General features: G+C 43.4%; 19 protein-coding genes. 3 read left to right on the forward strand and 16 right to left on the reverse strand.

The features are described 5' to 3' along the window. Nucleotides 1-52: 52 nt before the first annotated feature. Both E5329_RS10095 and E5329_RS10100 read right to left on the reverse strand, forming a co-directional pair. Nucleotides 53-1438, reverse strand: coding sequence for an ABC transporter substrate-binding protein (locus E5329_RS10095; RefSeq protein ID WP_135989431.1), 1386 nt, complete (start codon nt 1436-1438; stop codon nt 53-55). 407 nt (nt 1439-1845) lie between these two features. After that, nucleotides 1846-2865: a substrate-binding domain-containing protein gene (locus E5329_RS10100; protein WP_135989432.1), complete on the reverse strand. Its 1020-nt coding sequence runs from the start codon at nt 2863-2865 to the stop codon at nt 1846-1848. A gap of 253 nt (nt 2866-3118) precedes the next feature. Here E5329_RS10100 and E5329_RS10105 point away from each other — a divergent pair, with 253 nt between their 5' ends. Further along, the gene (locus E5329_RS10105; protein ID WP_275443162.1) at nt 3119-4492 is read left to right on the forward strand and encodes an IS1380 family transposase; all 1374 of its coding nucleotides are present in this window, start codon (nt 3119-3121) and stop codon (nt 4490-4492) included. 278 nt (nt 4493-4770) lie between these two features. Here the strand turns inward: E5329_RS10105 and E5329_RS10110 are convergent, their stop codons facing one another. The 9 genes from E5329_RS10110 to E5329_RS10150 all read right to left on the reverse strand — a co-directional run bounded on the left by E5329_RS10110 (nt 4771) and on the right by E5329_RS10150 (nt 13959). After that, nucleotides 4771-6444, reverse strand: coding sequence for a sensor histidine kinase (locus E5329_RS10110; protein WP_135989434.1), 1674 nt, complete (start codon nt 6442-6444; stop codon nt 4771-4773). Next, nucleotides 6437-7114 carry a response regulator transcription factor gene (locus tag E5329_RS10115; protein WP_120433965.1) on the reverse strand — a complete coding sequence of 226 codons (678 nt, stop codon included), beginning with the start codon at nt 7112-7114 and terminating at the stop codon, nt 6437-6439. Before E5329_RS10115 ends, E5329_RS10110 begins: the two co-directional genes overlap by 8 nt. Nucleotide 7115: 1 nt before the next feature. Continuing rightward, complete coding sequence (gene phoU, locus E5329_RS10120; RefSeq protein WP_120409521.1) at nt 7116-7799, reverse strand: phosphate signaling complex protein PhoU; 684 nt, start codon at nt 7797-7799, stop codon at nt 7116-7118. Next, nucleotides 7799-8551, reverse strand: coding sequence for a phosphate ABC transporter ATP-binding protein PstB (gene pstB / locus E5329_RS10125; protein WP_135989435.1), 753 nt, complete (start codon nt 8549-8551; stop codon nt 7799-7801). Before pstB ends, phoU begins: the two co-directional genes overlap by 1 nt. A 4-nt stretch (nt 8552-8555) precedes the next feature. Continuing rightward, nucleotides 8556-9419, reverse strand: a complete 864-nt coding sequence (gene pstA / locus E5329_RS10130; RefSeq protein ID WP_135989436.1) for a phosphate ABC transporter permease PstA — start codon at nt 9417-9419, stop codon at nt 8556-8558. An 81-nt stretch (nt 9420-9500) separates the two neighbouring features. After that, nucleotides 9501-10391 carry a phosphate ABC transporter permease subunit PstC gene (gene pstC / locus E5329_RS10135; RefSeq protein ID WP_135989437.1) on the reverse strand — a complete coding sequence of 297 codons (891 nt, stop codon included), beginning with the start codon at nt 10389-10391 and terminating at the stop codon, nt 9501-9503. Between the two features lie 17 nt (nt 10392-10408). After that, nucleotides 10409-11260, reverse strand: coding sequence for a phosphate ABC transporter substrate-binding protein (locus E5329_RS10140; protein ID WP_004060642.1), 852 nt, complete (start codon nt 11258-11260; stop codon nt 10409-10411). A gap of 147 nt (nt 11261-11407) precedes the next feature. Beyond that, nucleotides 11408-13015: a plasmid recombination protein gene (locus E5329_RS10145; protein ID WP_135989438.1), complete on the reverse strand. Its 1608-nt coding sequence runs from the start codon at nt 13013-13015 to the stop codon at nt 11408-11410. Nucleotides 13016-13740: 725 nt separating this feature from the next. Further along, entirely contained in the window at nt 13741-13959 is a 219-nt protein-coding gene (locus E5329_RS10150) for a helix-turn-helix domain-containing protein (protein WP_016285446.1), read from the reverse strand. 281 nt (nt 13960-14240) lie between these two features. Between E5329_RS10150 and E5329_RS10155 the strand changes: the two genes are divergently transcribed. Both E5329_RS10155 and E5329_RS10160 read left to right on the forward strand, forming a co-directional pair. Continuing rightward, the gene (locus E5329_RS10155; protein WP_120486608.1) at nt 14241-14855 is read left to right on the forward strand and encodes a helix-turn-helix domain-containing protein; all 615 of its coding nucleotides are present in this window, start codon (nt 14241-14243) and stop codon (nt 14853-14855) included. A gap of 103 nt (nt 14856-14958) precedes the next feature. Further along, nucleotides 14959-16257 carry a tyrosine-type recombinase/integrase gene (locus tag E5329_RS10160; RefSeq protein WP_016307471.1) on the forward strand — a complete coding sequence of 433 codons (1299 nt, stop codon included), beginning with the start codon at nt 14959-14961 and terminating at the stop codon, nt 16255-16257. A gap of 132 nt (nt 16258-16389) precedes the next feature. Here the strand turns inward: E5329_RS10160 and E5329_RS10165 are convergent, their stop codons facing one another. The 5 genes from E5329_RS10165 to E5329_RS10185 form a co-directional block, all read right to left on the reverse strand. After that, nucleotides 16390-18744, reverse strand: a complete 2355-nt coding sequence (locus E5329_RS10165; protein ID WP_135989439.1) for an ABC transporter permease — start codon at nt 18742-18744, stop codon at nt 16390-16392. Continuing rightward, nucleotides 18728-19423 carry an ABC transporter ATP-binding protein gene (locus tag E5329_RS10170; RefSeq protein ID WP_135989440.1) on the reverse strand — a complete coding sequence of 232 codons (696 nt, stop codon included), beginning with the start codon at nt 19421-19423 and terminating at the stop codon, nt 18728-18730. The genes E5329_RS10165 and E5329_RS10170 overlap by 17 nt, the downstream gene beginning before the upstream one ends. A gap of 66 nt (nt 19424-19489) precedes the next feature. Then, nucleotides 19490-20719: a sensor histidine kinase gene (locus E5329_RS10175; protein WP_135989441.1), complete on the reverse strand. Its 1230-nt coding sequence runs from the start codon at nt 20717-20719 to the stop codon at nt 19490-19492. Then, entirely contained in the window at nt 20716-21417 is a 702-nt protein-coding gene (locus tag E5329_RS10180; protein ID WP_135989442.1) for a response regulator transcription factor, read from the reverse strand. Before E5329_RS10180 ends, E5329_RS10175 begins: the two co-directional genes overlap by 4 nt. After that, nucleotides 21407-21592, reverse strand: a complete 186-nt coding sequence (locus tag E5329_RS10185; RefSeq protein ID WP_135989443.1) for a helix-turn-helix domain-containing protein — start codon at nt 21590-21592, stop codon at nt 21407-21409. Before E5329_RS10185 ends, E5329_RS10180 begins: the two co-directional genes overlap by 11 nt. Between the last annotated feature and the right edge of the window lie 122 nt (nt 21593-21714).

Raw genomic sequence — 21714 nt, forward strand, 5'->3', positions numbered from 1 at the left:
CACTCCTTTCTCTGATAAAAGGCGGGGCGAGCCTTCACCCCGCCCGTTCTCATTAGTGTTCAACGCCATTCGATTCCTGGGCTGCAGTCCATTTTTCATTCCATTCTGCAGACATGTCTTCCATGGTCTTTGTTCCAGATGTGGCTTCTTCTACAATCTGTGTCGGAATTGCCCCTGATACATTGATGCCAAGCTCAGAACTATTATTGATATCATTAAAGAGGTTCTCTTCTCCTGCCGCAGCCGGGCTATTTACTACCAGATCTATTCCATCTAACGCTTTTAAAGCTTCTGGATATTCATCCCCAGTTACGATAGAAAGTCCGCCTTCACCCTGGGCAAATCCAGATTTTTCTACCAACCACTTGATGTAGCACATTGCTGCAATCTGATTGTCCCTGGAACTGTTGCAGTTGATGCCATAGTTATAGTCAGGTCCCGCTGATACATATTGTTTCCCATCAACGGAAATTGGGAATGCCATATATCCGATGTCGTCTGCATTTTCCCCTGCCTGCTGCATCTGTACAACAGCCCAGGAACCAAGCGCCATGCAGCCAATTTCTCCTTTGTTCAGCATACCTTTACTGCCTTCCCAGTCTGTCGTGGTGGGATCTTCTTCGGTAAGCCCCCTCTTTACCGCTTCATACAGGGTGTTATAAACAGCAAATGGGCCAGTTCCATCCCCTCTGTCTGAAAAAGGATTCTCTCCCTTTGCAAGGCCCGTATTGGCAAAATCCGGATCTCCTGTTGCACCGCCGTCAATATAGGCATCCCATGCCGTCATTGTCCAGCCTGCCGCAAAATTGGTATACATTGGAATTGCATCTGTCTTATCCTTGATTTGCTGCAAGGCATCCAGGAACTCATCTGGCGTCTTTGGAAGCCCTGTAATCCCTGCGCTTTCAAAGACTGCTTTGTTGTACACAATCCCTTGTACGTTCGCCATGGAAGGAATTCCGTATACATTATCCTCGTACGCGTAATTATTCAGCATATTTTCTTCATAGGTATTAGCAAGGGTTGCCTTATCTCCAAGTTTTGTAAAGTAGTTCCCCAACTCATCTTTATCAACCGTCATCGGAACCATGCAGATATCACCCCAATCACCCGTGGTGATACGTGTCTGAATATCATCTGCATAGCTGGTGATTCCTTCATATTCAATGTTGATGTCTGGATATAATTTCTGGAATTCCTCTATGTAGCCCTTGAACGTGGTGTCAACAGCATCTGTCTTGTGAGTCAGGAATTTTAAATCTGCCTTAATGTCTGTGTAATCTTCACCCAGCTTAATCTGGTCAATGGTCACATCCATTGCCTGATCCCCTTCTCCCCCTGCTTCCTCTGTTCCCTTGTTTCCGCATGCAGATAACGGCATTGCCATAGCCGCTGCAAGTGAAACTGCAAGCACTCTTTTCAAGATTTTCTTTTTCATAGTTTCTCTCCTTTTTCTTTTTTCTTTTTTATTTTAAGGTCATGACACCTTAATGTACATATGTTTGCTTTGGCGTCTTTGCACTGCTTTTTACCCCATTTCCAGCAGTTTATTTTATCTTAGTTTAATTGTTAATATTTTATATTTTTTATATTAATTTAACTATAATTAAATTAATATATTTTGTCAACACTTTCCTATGTGTTGTGTATATTTTCGTTATTAATACTAATTTTCCACTCTTATTTTTGTGCATTATGTATTGCATTTTTCCAATATTCATTAATTTATAAATTAATTTAAGATTAATAAATTAATGAAATTATATTTATTTTAATTTTTTTTCACAAAAAAAAGAGCAATCTTACTTGCTCTTAAACTGGAAATGCTATACATACTCCGTGATTCTATTCTTCTGTTCTCCACCTTACTGTTTTCTTCTCAACAATACTCCCTGTTACAATCTGAACGCCCTGCACATAATTTTTATGTTCAATTTTCTTAATCAATGACTTCACGCATATTTCTGCCATCCGCTCCATATCCACACTGTATGTTGTAATCCGTTCCTCCCTTCCGGTGCTTCCCGGCAGGAAATCATCAAACCCCACAACCGAAACATCCTCCGGCACCGAATAGCCCAACTCCTCCAAATCCTGAATCAGGGTATAGGCAGCCAGATCACAATTGCATACATAGGCGTCCATGTCAATCCTTCTGGTCAGAATCTTATCATAAATCTTCCCATATTTGCTGCGGTCTGATATTTCCCATCCATTTTCAAAGGCTATATTATTTTCCCTTAATGCTTTTCTGTATCCCCAGAACCTGTCTGCAATGCTGCTTGTGGCGTCTGCATTCCCGATAAATCCTATTTTCCTGTGTCCATGCCTGATCAGATAATCGGTAAGAAGATAGGTTCCGTAATATCCATCAGAAATCACCGTATCAAACGCAATAGACGGCATATAAGTGTCAAGGAAAAAAACCGGCAATTCTGTCTGGCTGACAATCCTTTTAATATATTTTTCCCCCAGCTGCCCTAAAAGAATCAGCCCGTCAACTTTACTGTCCTGCAGCACCTTAGGAGCATTGCTTTCTTCTTCATCTTCTTTGGAAAGCAGTTCCAAAATGCCATAATACTTGTTGTCATATAACGCCCTGACCACTTTCCCATACAGCTGTCCATAAAAGGAAAGGGAATATCCATAATAATGCTCTGGCACGATCACCCCGATATTTCCTGTTTTGCCAACCGCCGTCTTTCCCGACTGGCTGGGGATATATCCCATCTGCTCTGCAACCTGCTTGATTCTCATCCTAAGCTCATCACTGACTCCCGGTTTTCCTGACAACGCTTTGGAAACTGCAACATTGCTTACCCCAACTTTTGCCGCAATATCTGCTAATGTTACATCCTTAGCCATAGATATCCTCCATCTGATAAACTAAATTATATTTATTTAACCTTTTTCTGATTAATTTTAAATATACAGAAAATTTATGTTCCTGTCAAGCATGCCAGGCTGTTAATTTTCTACTTATACCTTAATCCGTGAAGTTTAATTATTGTTTCATGCTATAATCGCCCTGTTTGTGCGGTCTGCCGATATTTTTTTGAGATAAAATAATATCACCCATTTGGTGATATTTTCTGATACAATACTCCATAAGAAAACTATGGAGGCAGTCATCATGAAAAAGATAAAAATTGAGTTCACCAATGAGCGGATCATCCCAGCCAGCGGCCTTGCAGTTGTCGGCGCCATTCTCGGCAAATGCGACTTCGTAAAGCGCTGCAACCGTATGGATGTAACCCCAAACCGTTCCCAGCACCAGATCAAGAACGGGGATGTCCTGCTCACTTTTATAGGACTCCTCACGATGGGAAAACCTGCTTATGAGTCTGTCCATGAGTTTGATGATGACCCGGATTTTTATAAATACGCACTTGGCATTGTCAGGAGTGTCCCTTCTGAGGAAACCCTGCGCCAGCGGATGGATGACATTGGATCATCCATGCGTTCTTATATCCTTGCGGAAAACATCCGGATGCTCAAGGAAAACGGTATTGTGCCGGGAAAACTTCCAAACGGCTATGTGCCGGTGGATATTGATGTCACACCATTTGATAATTCCAAGACGAAAAAGCAGGGAGTCTCCAGAACTTATAAAGGATATGACGGCTACGCACCGATCATGGCATATATTGGTACGGAAGGCTATCTGGTCAACTGTGAACTCCGGGAAGGAAAGCGGCACTGCCAGAAGCATACCCCTGAATTTTTACGCGAGACCATCCGTATGTGCAGGGAGATCACAGATGAGCCGCTCCTGATCCGCCTGGATTCAGGCAATGATGCCGCTGAAAATATCGGTATCCTGGTGGAAACGGGATGTCATTTCATCATAAAACGCAACCTCCGCAGGGAAAGCAAAGAGGATTGGCTGAGAATGGCCCGGGAATACAGCAAAGATATCGAAACTCCCCGGGATGGAAAGACCATTTATATTGGAAGCGACTGGAAACAGGTCTCGTATAAAACAGAGGATGGAGAAGAAAAAAACATCACCCTGCGCATCGGTTATGAGATCATAAACCGTACCATTGATAAATATGGGCAGTTCCTTTTGGAAGGCGACATTGAGGCCGATACCTGGTGGACAAACCTTGGAATGACAGACCGCGAGGTCATCGGTCTTTATCATGCCCACGGCGAATGTGAACAGTTCCACAGCGAGATCAAGACTGATATGGATGTGGAGCGGCTGCCATCCGGCAAATTTGAGACCAACGAGCTGGCACTGGAACTAACCATCCTGGCCTATAACATCCTGCGGATGATCGGACAGGAAAGCATCGGCAGGAAGGGGACCAGGACAAAACATAAGGTCAGGCGCAGAAGGCTGCGCACGGTAATCGGGAACATGATCATGATGGCAAGTCACGTTACGGAGCATGCCCGTCAGCTGCTGATAGGTCTTGGCCGAAGTAATATATGGCGGAATGCTTTTGCGGAGGTATACACAGCTTTCGCCGATTTTCGATTGTAAATATCGTCCTGGCAGATAACTTATGAAAAACCAAAGTGGAAGTATGCCCTTTTTTAAGGATTTCCAGTATTCTTAACTGCCATTTGGAACCAAAATCAGTCATCATACATTAAAATACTGTCTTTGAAGGACTGTTTATTAAGAGCAAGCCAATCCGATTTGGGATTGGACTCATAAAACAACCAGTTTCACGGATTCAGGAGTATGTTAAAACTGCGTTAAAAATATGCCGGGCATAGCCCTTATACGGGCTGTTTTCCGGCATATATTTATCTTTATTATTTTTTAGAAAATGCAATCGTTACCACCGTTCCCACATCCACAGTACTTTCCAGACTGAGCTTTGCATGGTGGTACAGAGCACCATGCTTTACTATGGCAAGACCAAGACCTGTTCCACCTACCTTTTTGGAATGGCTTTTATCCACCCGGTAAAAGCGTTCAAACACCCTGTCCTGATGTGATATAGGAATCCCGATTCCCGTATCACGCACAATCACATTCACGCCATCTCCCGTCTGGTTTACCAAAACATCCACCGTACCATTTTCCTTGTTATATTTAATCGCATTGTCACAAAGGTTATAGAGCATTTCCTCCAAAATTTTATGCACGCCTATAATCTCTGCCCTGCCGCCAATCAAATGAAAGGTAATATTCTTCTTATCGGCTTCTTTTTCCAACCGTCCGATTACTTCCTTTGACAATTCATATAAATCCACCGTTTCCTTTTCATAAGGAATACTCTGCCCGTCAAGTTCAGAAATCTTAATAATATCATTGACTAACGTAATCAGCCGCTGTGCCTCATCATAAATGGATTTTGAAAAGTCAGTCACATCATTTTCCAGAACATCGCCTGCTTTCATCAGTTCGGCAAAGCCAGAGATAGACGTCAGCGGAGTTTTCAGTTCATGGGAAACATTTGCCGTAAACTCCCGGCGCAGCATATCCCTTTTTTCATGTTCCGTAATATCCAGAATAACCACAACGGCCCCAATTACGGATTCCTTCTCATAAACCGGATTGGCAATCAGACTGTAACTGCGTTCCTCCCGCACCATCGTATTCTCTGCCTTTATTCCTGACAATACATCGGATATAACGCCTCTGAACTCTTTTGCCCGGCATAACAGCAGGACACTCCTGTCTGCCGGAGGGGTAATCTCAAGCAGGTTTAATGCGGCAGAATTATAGGTCAGGAGATTGGCGTCTGCATCAATAACCAGAAAGCCCTCACTCATATTTTCTGTAATAAGGTTAAATTCTTTCTGTTTTTTGCGGGAGTCCGCAAGCTGTTCCCCTATCGTTTCTTTCTGGTCTGCAATTTTCCGTAACAGAGGTGTTAATTCCTCATATGTGTCATTATTTTCCGGTATTTCCAAATCCAGTTTGTTAATTGGTTCTATAATGGCTTTTGATACCCTTGCGGAAAGCACCAGTGTTAAAATCAATGCGACAAACATAATGAATAAAATCGGCTGAAGCATCCCCATCAGAATGGTTACTACCGTATACTGTTCTGTCGAAACCCGCAGTATGCTGCCATCGGAAAGCCGTATGGCATAATTCACTGTTTTTTCCGTCAGGGTTTTGGAGTACCTCGTACTCATGCCCTTCCCCTCTTTCATTGCCGTTTTAATTTCATCCCTGTCGGCATGATTATCCAGTTCAGACACATCTGCCCTGCTGTCGAACAATACCGTTCCATTTTCATCAATCCATGTGATACGGTTATTTCCGGCAAGTCTGTTATTCTTGTTATCAAAACTGTCAAAATATCCGGCTCCCTCATTTTCAAGAGCATGTGCCAGAAAGCCGGCCTCATTGGCAAGCTCTTTCTGTATCTGCTTTTCAAAAAAATGAAACAAAAGCCCCATAATCAATGCAATGGTAGCTGCCAATACAAGACAGACGGTAAGCAGTGACGAACGAAAAATTTTTTTATTCATTCCAATCGCCTCCTAATTTATAACCGATTCCTTTTATAGTCTGAATGAGTTTTCCGGCATCCCCCAGTTTTACCCGCAGTTTCCGGATATGCACATCCAGCGTCCGGGATTCTGTATAATATTCCCCCCAGACACTGGTTAAAAGCCTGTCACGTTCCACTACATTGCCCTCTGCCTCCAGCAGAACCATCAACAGCAGATATTCCTTATAGGAAAGCGATACCGCTTCCCCTGATACCGTAATAATATGTTTTGCAGGATTAACATACAGCCCGCCAATCGTATACGTTCTGTCATCCTGCGTTTTTTGGGAACGCCTCAGTACCGCCCGGATCCTTGAAATCAGTTCCATCGTTCCAAAAGGCTTTGCCACGTAATCATCCGCTCCCATATCAAGGCCTGTGACCTTATCAAATTCACTGCCCTTTGCGGTAAGCATAATCACAGGGATATGCGCAGTCGCTGCATTACCTTTCAGTTTATTCAGAATCGACAACCCGTCTTCTTCCGGCAGCATAATATCCAGCAAAACCAATTCCGGCAGTTCCGTATTTAGTCCCTGCCAAAATTCCTTTGGAGAAGAATGCCCCTGTACTTCAAATCCCTCTTTTGACAGCGCATAGCATACCAGCTTTCTTATATTATCATCATCTTCCAGCAGATAAATCATGTTAACCGATTCCTCCTTTGGTGGAGCTTTCCTTATTTTCAGGTCTTTTCCGATGCTCTCCGGTAATGGAATAAATAACCCATTCCGCAATATTTTCTGCATGGTCGCCAATCCGCTCAAAATATTTTGCAATCATCAGCAAATCCATAAGAGCCTCCGCATCGTCGTGTCTCTCCGTTATTGATTTTATCAACTCCCGCTTTACCTTGTCAAATAAATCATCCACGATATTATCATGTTCAATTACCAGCCAGGCAATATCCAGATTCATTTTTACAAAAGATTCAATACTTTCTGACACCATTTTGATCGCTGCTTCTGCCATTTCCCGGATATGGGTTTCGCCAAGCGTTCCCTTTTTTGCCACATAAGGTGCAATCTCCACAATATCCGATGCCTGATCTCCAATCCGTTCCATATCGGATATCATTTTCAAAGCGGCTGAAACAACTCTCAAATCTTTTGCCACGGGCTGCTGCTGCAAAATCAGTTTCAGGCAGAGGGTTTCGATATCACGCTCTTTTTTATCAATCTGCGTATCCGCATCCAGACACATATTTTTGCTGTTTTCTTCATTATCCGTAAGATATTTTACCGCATTGGTAATTGCCTCCTCGCATAAGGCTCCCATGGTAACAAGTTCTGTATTAAGCTGCGATAACTGTCTGTCAAATTTATTCCGCATTATCCAAACCTCCCTGTAATATAATCCTCTGTCCTCTGGTCAGACGGTGTGGAGAACATGGTCTGCGTATCATCAAACTCCACCACCTCGCCCAGCAGGAAGAATGCTGTCTTATCTGAAATCCGCACTGCCTGCTGCATATTGTGGGTTACCATAATAATCGTATATTTTTCCTTCAGTTCCATTGCTAAATCTTCAATCTTTGAAGTGGAAATAGGGTCAAGGGCAGACGTCGGTTCATCCATCAGAAGGACTTCCGGCTCTACCGCCAGTGCCCTTGCAATGCAGAGCCTCTGCTGCTGGCCGCCACTCATGCCCAATGCACTCTTTTTCAAACGGTCTTTGCATTCCTCCCAGATTGCCGCCTGCGTCAGGGAACGCTCCACGATTTCATCCAACTTAACCTTTGATTTGATTCCATGTATTCTTGGACCATAGGCAATATTATCATAAATACTCATTGGAAACGGATTCGGTTTTTGAAAGACCATGCCAACACGTTTCCGCAAAATGTTTACATCAATCCCCTTGTAAATGTCAATGCCGGAAAGCATAATTTCTCCTTCGATACGGCAGCTTTCCACCAAATCATTCATCCGGTTCAATGTTTTCAGATAAGTGGATTTTCCACAGCCAGAGGGGCCAATCAGCGCAGTGATTTTCTTTTCCGGGATTTCCATGTTGATACTTTTCAGGGCATGGCTCGCACCATACCATAAGTTTAAATTCTTTGTCGTGATAATGTGTTCCATAACTTTAACCTCGTTTCTGTTTCAGTCTAACCGCCGCTATCTTTGCCAACATATTGATAAGAAAGGTAAGTACAAGCAATATAGCGGCAACCGCAAACGCAACATCAAACTGCCCGCGCTCTTTCGCATATACATACATGGCAACGGTCAGGGTAGAACCCGCATTTCCCGCCTGCACTGCCTCTGGTACGGACAGCAGTTCATTTGCCATCCCTGCCGTAAAGAGAAGTGCGGCACTTTCACCTACCACTCTGCCCACCGATAAGATACAGCCGGTAACAATCCCATCAATGACACAGGGAATGACAACTGTACGAATCATATACCATTTGCCTGCCCCTAATCCAAGCGAACCTTCCCGGTATGCTTTTGGCACCGTTTTCAGGCTTTCCTGTGTGGTGCGTATAATCGTGGGCAATGTCATGATTGCCAGGGTGAGCGAACCGGCCATCAGACTGGTTCCCAGAGAGAAAAACTGCACAAACAGGAGCATTCCCACCAGTCCATATATAATTGATGGGATTCCGGCAAGGGTTTCTGTTGCCAGTTCAATGACCCGTACCAGTTTTTTATTCTTTGCATATTCGTTCAGATAAATCGCAGCCCCTACCCCAAGCGGCAGTACAATTACAAGCGTTATGATAATGATATATAAGGTATTCAGGATGTTTGGCAGAATCCCGACCGTACCACACAAAAGGCTTGGTTTCGTAGAAACAAGCATCCATGAGATATGTGGAATGCCCCGGTACAGGATATATCCAATCAGTCCGAGCAGGAGAGAGCAAATCAATCCTGCTGATAAAACCATCATCAGCTTTAAGATAGTATCCTTAATTTTTCTTGCTTTCGATATTGTATCAGTCACATGTATTTCCTCCATTTTCCTCAAGAACGCTGTTTTTGCGTTCTTGATAGGTTTGCCTTAGTTCCACTTGGCATGGTATTTTCATGCAATAGTGGAACTTCCAACCTTTTTTTTAATTACTACATTTAATATCAGGTTAATTGCCATAATGAACAGAAAAAGCACCAGTGCGATGGAAAATAATGCCTGTCTCTGTAAGCCGGAAGAATAGGACATTTCACTGGCAACAGCAGTAGTCAGAAACCGGACGCTGCCAAACAGTTTCGGCATATTGGCAACATTTCCCGCTACCATCATAACCGCCATCGCTTCCCCGACTGCCCTGCCAATGCCTAATACAACCGCAGTGACAATGCCGCTTTTTGCGGCAGGCACAACCACCTTAAATACGGTTTCCGTCTTTGTCGCCCCCAGAGCAAGAGAAGCCTCCTCATATTCCTTTGGCACCGCCCCGATTGCCGTTTCCGATACGGAAATGACAGAGGGCAGAATCATAACAGCAAGGACAAGAATTGCCGAAAAGAGGTTTGCACCATCCGGGAGATGAAATATCTCCCTTACGCATGGAACAATGATGATCATTCCCACCAGCCCATAAACGACAGACGGGATTCCGGCAAGCAAATCTACCACATTCCTTACTGCACTGCTAACTTTCTTTGGGGACATCTTTGCCAGAAAAATAGCACATAGCAGTCCAATCGGAACTCCTATGAGGATTGCCCCCAGAGTTCCGTATACGGATGTCAGGATAAAGGGAAGGATTCCATAGGAAGGCTTTGCAGAAGTAGATGCCCAGACCTTCCCAAACAGGAAATCTCCCAGACCGATATCCCGTATTGCCGGAATGCCGCTTATCAAGAGAAATATAGTAATTAGGACGACAAACAGTATCGTCAGCAGACCGCATACCAAAAACAACAGGTTCATTGCCCTTTCCATCCACCTTGCTGTCTTTTTTATCTTTTCCATAACAGCCCCTCCTGTAATTACCGTTTGACAGGAACAGCACCTGCCTCTGTAATAAGGCTGTCTGCCTGTTCGCTGGTAGCGAAGTCGAAAAACTCCTGTGCAGCTTTAGAAAGAGCAGTGTCCTTTTTTGTGACCAGCACGAAGTTTCTCTGGACTTTGTATTTCCCATCCTGAATACTTTCTGTTGTCGGGCTTACCCCTTCCACGCTGACCATCTTTACCGTATCACCAACCGAGGCAACCGATGCATAGCCAATGGCATTTGGATTGCCGGATACCGTCTGCACGACATCGCCCGTAGACGTAAGTTCCTGTGAATACTTGCATTTATCCTTTGTGCCTGTCACTTCCTCAAAACCGTCTCTTGTGCCGGAAGCCGCCTCACGCCCAATACAGACAATCGGTGCGTCGCTGCCGCCAACCTCTTTCCAGTTGGTAATCTCACCACTGTAAATCTTCCCTATCTGATCAATTGTTAAATCTGTTGCCGGATTATCAGGATTGACTATGATTCCGATTCCATCAATGGCAACTACCGTTCCCTGTAAATCTGCTGTTTCATCTTCCTTCAGGTCACGACTTGCCAGTCCGATATCACATCTTCCTTCCGCTACTGCCTGTATACCGGAACTAGAACCCGTTGGATTGTATGTAACCTTTATATTTCCATGTTCCTCCATATAGGCTTCACTCAAAAATCCAATGACTTTCTCCATTGAAGTGGAACCGTCGGTGGCTATTGTTTGTGAACTCTTAGTTGTCTCATTTGCTGTACTTTTGTCAGTGAACGAACCAGCATTGCCGCTACATCCTGTCAATACCCCTGTCATAAGTGTAAAAACGGTTGCAATCATAATAAATTTTTTCATATTGAACACACTCCTTTGTTTTTTTTGTATGAACCAAGTATACCGTCCCCAATGTTAACTCTAAAAGTGCATATATGTTAATTGTAAGTTAATTGCACTGCAAAAGGCATAGAATATTTCATCTATGCCTTTTAACAACGGAATTATTTATCTGCCCTGTATATATTCCTCGTTTTGTCTCTGATACATAGGACGGTTCTCCCTTGTACGTTCTTCCGGTTCCATATCCTCCATGAAACTCTCCACCGCCTTTACATACACCTCTGCCAGCTCTAACGTACATATCCGGTTCTCCGGCATGATTTCCTCTCTTATTTCAGAAACCTTTACAGCCTGTTCCTTCTGCACATTCCAGAATCCCGCCAGCCTGTACTCCGTTCCCCGTCCGTTATAGTCCTCATACACCGGAACCACTTCCCCTGTGGAAGTCTGCCACGAGGCAATCTCCGGGAACGTGACAAGCCTGTCATGCTGAGGGAGAGAGGTACGGTACTCCCTTAACAGCCTGCCGAGAGGGGTATAGCCATAAGGGGAGGCGGCCCGTATATCCTTTTTTTCTTCTACAAACTTTGCAAACTCCCGCACCAGCGGAATCATGGATAACAGCTTATAAAAGAGTGCTTTGAGTTTATCCAGTACGTTGATGAAATCCAGACGCTTTTCAAACTCTTTATCCAACACACCGATATCCTCTAAAAACCCCTCTTTTTTTACCTGTATTTGTTCCTTTTCATCTGTTGCTTTCCTGACATCACGCAAAAGACGCTCTTTATCAGAATGAAGGATAAGCGTATCTGTTTTTAAGGACAAATTTTCCTGCCGTATTTCCTCCTGTTCTGCCATCAGTTTTTGTTTCATTTCCCTGCCTTCTGTTTTTATCTGTATCAAATCTTCCTCTGCTCCGATAATCTCTGTTTTCGTGTCAGACAACCGCCGTTCTGCTTCGGAAACTTCTTTTTCTGCCTGTTCCAGACGTTGGTTGGCATTAAAAAGCCTGTCCTGTTTTTCTTCAAGGAATCCCGCCACCATTTCCAGCCGCTTCGTTTCCTGCTGCACCTTATATTCCGCAACGGTCAGGTCATAGTTTTTCCCTTTCTGCTTATCTTTTACAAGCACTCCGAAGTGGATAAGCATTTCTACGCTTGCGGTCTGACGCAGGCTGTTCTGTAAAATATTCTCCAGCGTTTTCGGAGTGAAAACAGAGCGTTTGGAAACCTTTGTTTCCAGCCCGCGCTTAAATCCCCTGCCTATGGGAACGCCTACAACGTGCATATGCGGGCTTGCTTCATCAAAGTGGACTACCGCATTTGCAACTTTGAAATCCGGCATTTCTTTCTGCAACTGCTCCAGTAAGGTGTCATATACCTTGCAGATATTTTCTTTGTTTTGCTTTTCCTTATCTGTTTCCATAAAGACATCTTCCCAGAAATCCTTATCCCCGCACTGGAAAATAATCTCCACTGCCATGTCTTGGTTCTTGCCGGACAGATGTTCAAAATAATCGTCAATCCGTCGGTCTGCCCTTGTCTGTTTTTGGTTATACTGCTCCAGTGCTTCTGAAAAAGTGTCCTGATAGACTTTTTTCACATCCCGCATAAGATCTGTACTGCCAAAGAGCAGGACAATGTTCTCCCTGTCATACTCTTTGGAACGGTATTTCCGCAGGTTGTGTTTTGCCACACCGGACAGCCTGCCTTTGCTGTTGAGGGCACTTTTCCCGTTGCTGATATGGGCACTGTATGATACTTCATTCATCACATCCCCCTCTCTGCCGGAGGAATTTTTTTCTTATTTGTCATTTCCTTTCCGGCTGGTTTCCTTATCAATCATTTTACGTCTCCGATTTTCCTTTGGGCTGATGGGAACGTGGCGGGGTGCGGTTATCATTTCGGCTCTGCCGATAATGATAACCCCCCTAGCATTTTTGTCAAGCCAAAAATGCGGGGGCCCTGCCGGGGGCTTGTTCAAGCGGGTGTATATCCAGCTTTTGCCTGTTATTTTGCCTGCCGGAGAAACCATCTGCCGCTGACCTGTATTCTGCCAAAGTAAAATACTGCGGATAAACATAAGTGCCAGCATGGTGTAAGCATACTGCCTACAGGTGCAGGCATAAGTAACTGCATAATCTTCATAAGTACCGGCACAGGTGCAGGCACCTGTCTGTTTCCCCTAATTTGGGTGCGGGCAGAGTGCAGGCAGAGGTGCAGGCACTTTTCCCATTGATTCCCCTGTCATGGTGTAGTTTTGATGTAGGCTTTGCCCCAAATGATGCAGGAATGGTGTAGTATTTCAAAAAATGATGTAGGAACGGTGTAGAAAAAATCTACACCATTGCTACACCAAAACTACACCATTCCTGTCCTGCCAAAGAAAAATTCCGGTTGATAACCGGAGAAGTCTGTGATACACTTATCTTGCGTGTAGGTATATCAAGACTCCGGTCTGATTGCCAATGGGGCAGCCGTTATGGCTGCCTCTTATCATGTCCGGACAGTTTTTACTTCCGGGCGGTTCCGCAGGTCTTTCCCCTCATTTGCTGCCATAAACCTCTCCAGCACATCCCTGCGTATGATTGCTTTCCGTCCAATCCGCAGCACCGGGATTTTCTCCCATTCCACCAGTTTCCGCATGGTGTTCCTGCCAATGCCCGTATATTCGGACGCTTCCTCTATCGTCATTCCAATCTTAATCTCTGCCATACAAATATCCTCCCTCTTTTCCGATAACCTGTTTTTCCTGCATTTTCATTCCTGCTCATATCCGTATCCCCTTTCTTGTTGATTTACAATATTGCATTATGCAACGCTGTAAAATACATAATAAATAAATACGATGGTTTTGTCAAGTCCTTTTGCGGTTATTTCTATTTTGCATATTGCAATATCTGTTTTTGTGTGTTATTATAGTCTTGTAACAACGAAACAGATTTCCCTTTAACAGCTTATAACAAGCAGGGGGAACGCAGTGCAAGGAGGTCACGATGGAGAAGAAAGAACTTCGCAGGACAATCGGTGAACGGGCGAAACAACGCCGCAAGTCGCTGAAACTCCCCCTCCAGTATGTTGCCGGACAGATGGACGTGAACAAGACCACCATCCAGCGGTATGAGAATGGGAGCATTGACAACACAAAGAAACTGATTGTTGAGGGATTAGCGGATGCACTTCATGTATCAGCGGCATGGCTCCGGGGCGAAACAGAGGATATGGGGGCGGATATGTCGGACAGCAGGGATTTTAAGATTGAATCCGCCATGAGCCGGATAATGGGCGATTTCCCGCTTGACATGAAAGAGGAAGAAAGCGATTTCTCAAAGGATTTGCTGCTTTTGTTCCTTTATGAGTACCGTATGTTTAACCAGTCTTTTACCCATGCGGCTAAAGAGTATGGTAAGGGCGGGGATTTCAATGAGGCAATGTCAAAGGTCATGGGATTTGAATCTGAACAGGAGTTTAACAACGTCATGTTTCTGCGGGAGGTTATGCGTTTCATCAACAGCACGAGTGAAATCAGCGACATTGTAAGGGTGTATGCCAAACAGCCGGAACTTGCGAGGACGAGGCTGAAAAATCTTCTGAGTGAACATTCCTTGTGACAGGGCAGCCGGAGTTTTGATATGCCTACACGCAAATAAGCATATCTATCAGTTCCGATTGCCAACGCAATAACAGATTGCGTCTAGGAAAGGAGATTTTATTATGGCAAAAGGTTCTGTAAGAAAAAAAGGAAAGAAATGGTACTACCGCTTTTATGTGGAGAATGAGAGCGGAAATCTGGTGCAGAAGGAGTACGCAGGAACAGAGAGCAAGTCAGAAACGGAGAAACTTCTCCGCAAGGCAATGGAGGATTACGAGGAAAAGAAGTTTGTGGCAAAGACGGAAAATATCACGCTGGGGGAAATGCTGGATATATGGCTGGAGGAAGAAGTAAAGCCCGGTACATTAAGCACTGGGACGCTGATTGCCTATACCACTACCGCCAGACAGATTAAGAAACATCCTATCGGACAGCGTAAGCTGAAAAGCATAACTGCCGACCATTTACAGGAGTATATTGATTTCCTGTCTTTTGGAGGAACAAGACCGGACGGAACGGAGGCTCAGCCCATCAGTAAAAACTATATGCTCCAGTTTTCGGCAGTCCTGCGGGGCTCGTTCCGGTTTGCGGTATTCCCGAAACGCTATATTACTTTTAATCCCATGCAGTATGTACGCATGCGGGTAAAAAAGGAGGAAGTGGAACTGTTTGAGGGAAATGCGGAAAATGAGACAGACATCCCGACCATTACCCATGAGCAGTACACGGAGATAACGGATTATCTCCGTAAAAAAAGAAATCCGGCACTCCTGCCGGTGCAGATAGCCTATTATACTGGATTACGCATTGGCGAGGTATGCGGGCTGGCATGGCAGGACATCAACCTTGAGGAACAGTATCTTACCGTCCGCCGGAGTATGCGTTACAATGCCACCCGCCACAAGATGGAAATCGGTGCAACCAAGCGGAAAAAAATCCGTACAGTGGACTTCTGCGACACACTGGCAGAGATACTAAAAAAAGCCAGAAAGCAACAGCACAGAGAGCGTTTCCAGTGTGGCGAAATGTATTTCCGCAATTACTATCAGAAAGTAATGGAAAAGGGAAGGACGCATTATGATCTGTATTCTTTGCAAAGTACGGAGGAGATACCGGACGATTACGAAGAACTGTCTTTTGTATGTTTACGTCAGGATGGTTCCTATGAATCAACCGCAACCCTCTCCAATGTATGCAGGCTGATTCAGAAACACGTAGAGGGGCTTGAAAATTTCCACTTCCACCAGTTGCGGCACACCTATACGAGCAATCTGTTATCAAACGGGGCAGCCCCGAAAGATGTGCAGGAACTTCTGGGACACTCTGATGTAAGTACCACAATGAATGTTTATGCCCATGCCACCAGAGAGGCGAAACGGACTTCCGCAAGGCTTTTGGATAAGGTGGTGGGCGGTAATTAAAAACTTTCCCTTGTTTTGGTCCTATGAGGGCAAAAACAAGGGAAAATGGTTGATTTGATGATGTAATGGGTTTGATAGATTGCGTAAAATGGGGATTTTGGTAGGGAATGATAGTTTAATTAAAATTATTATTTACGATGCACTGATTGTATCGACAATGGATATATCTTTCATTTTCTTGATTGGATTTCTTACTGCCAGAATTACTGCAATGACTACAACAACAATAATGATACCAAGTTCAACTAAGGGAACACTCCATGCATCGCCCCAGTGATAGGTTATAAGTTTGCTAAATAAAATCTTGTTACAAACGATTCCCAAAATGCTGCCGCAGATAATACCTGCGATTGCGTAAGCAGATGCTTCGGCAACAATCATTTTAGCCAGTTGCCTGTTACTTAATCCGATAGCTCGAAAAGCTCCGTATTGCTTCATTTTTGCAGCTACACTCATGGCTATACTATTTATAATATTGCATAGCGTAATCAATGCAATCAGTACCAAAAATCCATAGATGAAAAGACCAAAACAATAGTAAGCTCCACGGGTATTGTTATTACCCATTCGCTCATCAGAAAAAGTGTACTGTGAGCCTACCAAACTGTGAATATCCCTGACATCATTTTCTGTTGCATTTTTAGATAACTGTATGTCAATGATAGTATAATCGGTTTCTCCCGTTAATTTCCGAAAGGTATCTTCGGAACAAATTAGTTTTCCAACCCCTGGGCTATTGCTAAACGGACATTGCGATACCACACCGACAATCTCCAAATCTGCCTGACTTCCATTCAGATTTAAGGTAATGACATTGCCTGCCTCAATGTTGTTTTGTGAATCAAAGACGATAAGTCCTGTATTATTTTCACTTTGTGCTTTTTCCAAGCTGCCAGACAAGAGATAATCCTTAGCCCAATCGAATTGCATATCTTCATAGGAAATAAGGTCAACAACTTTTTCCTCACCATTTACGATTACGGGAACATTGTAAGCGAACATTCGCCCATAAGCATTTTTTACGGCGGAATTTTGCCGCAATTCCTCAATATATTCAGCTTTTACCGAGCAGGTGTTTTCTGGGCTGATAACAGATATATCGGCAGTCCATGGCTGTAAAGGCGTCAATGTGTGATTCATAAAATCAATTGTCACTGAAAATGCAAGAAAGAGAATAATACTTACCGAAAAAGAGCCAATCATTAAAATAAAATTCTTTTTGCTTGCTTTCGCATGATGAATGCCAAGAGAAGTTTCTATCTTGAAAAATTTGGTATTCGCCGCTTTTTTTACAGGCTGCAGGTCATTTGCGTTTCCAAATACCGCTGCCAAAGGAGAAACTTTGGATGCTTTCTTAGCGGGAGAACGGGCAGCAAGGAGAACGGTCAGCAGACCGACAACAATACCCGCTATAACACTTGGATAGCTTATGCTAAAAGCAGGCATACCGCCAAAAAATTCTGGACTAAGCTGCCGTAAAATAAAACACAATACCCAAACCAATACAATACCACCGGCAACGCCAAGCGGAATCGCAAAGCGACACCAATTCAAAGCCTCTTTGCGTACTAACCGCATAACTTGTTTCGGCGTTGTCCCTATGCAGCGCACCATTCCAAAAAACTCTGTTCTTTGTGCCACATTGCTGTTCATACTGCTTGTAATCATCAATACGCCTGCAATCAGAACAAGGATAAATAATATGGCAGCAACAGCATATACCTGTAACATAAAAGAATTGCTGCTCTGTCCTAACAGCCCAAGCAATTCTGTGTTTTCGGACACCTGCTCATCGGATAATCCAAACTGCTGCTTAATCTCAGCTATGCTGCTCTGAATATTTCGGGTACTCTTAAATTTCAATAAGCGCATTGTGTAGTCAGCAGGATTACTGCTTGTCCCATCTGGGTAAATGGCACGAAAACTTTCCGTTGTCAAACATACACCATAAGAGTCTCTGCTCATAATTCCTACCGTGTTATTCATAAACCCCGATATTGTGTATGCTCTTTCGCTCCCATCAGGCATAGTGATAACAATTTGTTCTCCAATTTCTAAATGCAGCATATTTTTTGCATTATTTGTTACCAGTGCTTCGTCTCCGTTTGCAGGAAATGAGCCCTTATCCAATGCAGCAAAAATTTCAGTAACGGCACTTTCATTGCTTCCGCATACCGCTACATTTTTCCCCGACAAAGTGTAGCCTTGCCCACCCCGATAATTAAAAACTCCGTAATCGGCTGCGGCAGCTACCTCTGGGCGGGAAGCTATTAGCTTTGCATCTTCATCGCTTATGTTTCTTATTCCAATATGCCAATTTCCATTTTCCTGCTGTGCCTGCAAAATCTGTCCTCTGATAAACATATCTGCCATACCGAAAATAGCTGTTACCAGAAAGACCGCCAATACAATACAAATAATAGACATACTATTTTGCTTTCGGCGTACTTTTGCAGAAATAGGAACAAGGTCAAGATAACTTTTCATTCGCATTACCTCCCAAGTCTGTCAGTACGCCGTCTATGACACGCAATACACGGTCAACCATAGAAGTAAGACTGTTGTTGTGCGTAATCATAAGAATTGTCTGTTGGTAATGTCTGGATGCTTTTGTCAGCAAATCAATAACATCCTGGCTATTTTTGCTATCCAGATTGCCTGTCGGCTCGTCCGCAAGAATCAACTTTGGTTTTGTAATCAATGCCCTGCCAATAGCGACACGCTGCTGCTGACCGCCAGAAAGCTGACTTGGCAAATGGTTTCTTCGGTCTGTTAAGCCAAGCAATTCTAATATTTCTTCTACATCAGAGGCTTTCGGTTTGCGGTAATCCAAAAGAAGCGGAAACACTATATTCTGTTCAACCGTCAATTCAGATACAAGCTGAAAAGACTGAAAAATAAAACCGATATTTCTCCTTCTGAAAATCGTGCGTTCCTCTTCTTTCATTGTAAAAAGATTATTTCCGTCCATCGTAATCACGCCAGAAGTAGGAACATCCAATGCACCGATGCAGTTTAGTAGCGTGCTTTTTCCAGAGCCAGATTCACCGACGACAGCAACAAATTCTCCTTTTTCCAGAGAAAAGGACACATCTTTTAAGGCATCAACCTTTACCGCACCCGTTCCGTATGTTTTGCATAATTTTTGTACTTTCAATATTTCCATATATTTAAGTACCTCCTTTCCCGATAAAGGATAACACCTCGACCTTACAAGCAGATGAATTTGAGCTTACGATTCTGTAAGGAAAGACAATGTAAAGGTTGTTCCTTGTAATCGCTCACTTTGGACAGAAAGAATACCGCCTTGTCCCTCAACAATCGCCTTTGCTAATGGCAGTCCAAGTCCAATCCCTTGACTGTCTGAAGTGTTTTTACTTCGGTAAAACCTCTTAAATATGTGGTGTATATCCTCCCCGGCAATACCATGTCCGTTATCTGTAATTAATATCCGAATCATAGCGGGAGTCCGCTCACACGATATAGTGATTTTCCCTCCCGAATCTGTATGGTCAAGTGCGTTTTTGACAATGTTGCCAATGGCTTCGCCCGTCCACTCAATATCGCAGTAAAGCATTTGTTCCAAGTCGCCATTTATCACAATTTCTTTTTTTTCATTGTCTGCCCGTGTTGTCAATTCGTTGATTGCGTAATTGAGAATGTTGGGGATACTATAATTGGATTTTTCAAAACAGATGCTGCCTGCATCTATTCTTGTGATTTTCAGCATTGATTGAATAAGCTGCTCAATCCTCTTTAATGCAGTTCCTATCTTAAAGGAAAATTCTCTGACCGTTTCGGGGTTATCTGGCTCATTCTCAATAATTTCCTGATACATCATGAGTGCCGATAGGGGCGTTTTTAATTGATGGGATATATCAGAAATTGCATTTTTAAGAAACTCCTTTGTCTTTTGTTCCGTATCATTTTTTGCTTGAAGCATAGTAGCCAGTTGGTCAACAGAAGCTAAGAGCTGATAAATATTTCCCTCATTGGATTGCGGCAGGTGAACAGTATAGTTTCCATCTATATAATCCTTAATGATGTTTTCTGATTTCCTATACAGTCTTTCCCTGCGATACAAAAACAGCATTGTACCCAAAAACAGAAGCAGCGTCCATAGTAATAACATCACAAACAGGGATGTCAGTGTTGAATTTTTAACATCAGAAACATAAGGTAAATTTTCTATATCTGTGTTGTTTGAAAGACCAATCTCGGCTAAAAACTTATTTCCTGTAGTGCCTGCATCCGTATTCATTAAGGCTGTTGCAATTACTTCCTTTGAAACTCCTTCTTCCAGTAAAGAAGTTGCAATCGCATTATCGTGTGTTAGAAACATTTCTTTTGCAGCCGCCGTTTGCGTGTCTATCACTGTTAAGCTTATCAGAAAAAGCAGAGGAATAAGAACAACAATGAAAATGCAATACCAACGGTTACGCTTATCATGTAATAGGCTCATTCGTCCACCTCTTTCCATTGATAGCCAAATCCTCGGACTGTCAATAAATGCTCTGGATGTGATGGGTCTGTTTCTACTTTTTCACGCAGCCGCCGCACATAGACGGAAAGGGTGTTGTTGTCTACATAATCTCCTGTGCTGTCCCAGAGCTCGTCTAAAATAATATCTCTTGTTATGATACGGTTTGCATTCTTTACCAACAGGCATATTAAACGGTATTCTGCGGCTGTAAGCTCTAATGTCTTTCCCTTTAACAAGACACGGCTGCCTAAAAGGTCTATCTTAATATCGCCACATTCCATAACTGTTCCTGTCCCTTGATTTGACAATCCTGCCCGCCGCAGCAACGCTCGGATGCGTGAACATAGCTCGCCCAACTTAAACGGCTTTGTTATGTAGTCATCACCGCCGCAATCCAGACCACGGATAATGCTGACTTCTTCATCGGAAGCTGTCAGAAAAATAATTGGTATCTGGCTTCCGTTCTGTCGCACCTTTTCACATATCTCAAAACCTGTTCCGTCTGGCAATGTGACATCAAGAATGAGCATATCGTATTTTTGTATCTCTGGTAAATAAGTCAAAGTTTCCTGCACAGAACGGACAAAATCGACATCAAAGCCATTTTTCTTTAGCGAATATTGCAGTCCGTCTATCAAACTTACATCATCTTCTAATAATAAAATTCTATTCTTCATAATTCGTTACCTTTCTCCGTTTATCAACGGGCTTTTTTGCCACTTTGGGAATAAGCCATACACGATTGATATTCATCGCGCCATCAATACGGTTTTCCTTACATAACCGTTGTACCCACCGAAGTGATACATTCCATTTTTCTGCGGCTTCCTGTGCAGTCATATATTCAAACATTTTTTACCTCCTGCTGTGTACTGTATATACATTATAGCCGTTTAAACGAATTATATCAATCACTCAAATATGAACTTTCCGAAAAGAAAAGCGACAGAGCTTTTAGTCTCTGCCGCTGACTG

The sequence above is a fragment of the Petralouisia muris genome, from assembly GCF_004793545.1.
Classification (GTDB): domain Bacteria; phylum Bacillota; class Clostridia; order Lachnospirales; family Lachnospiraceae; genus Petralouisia; species Petralouisia muris.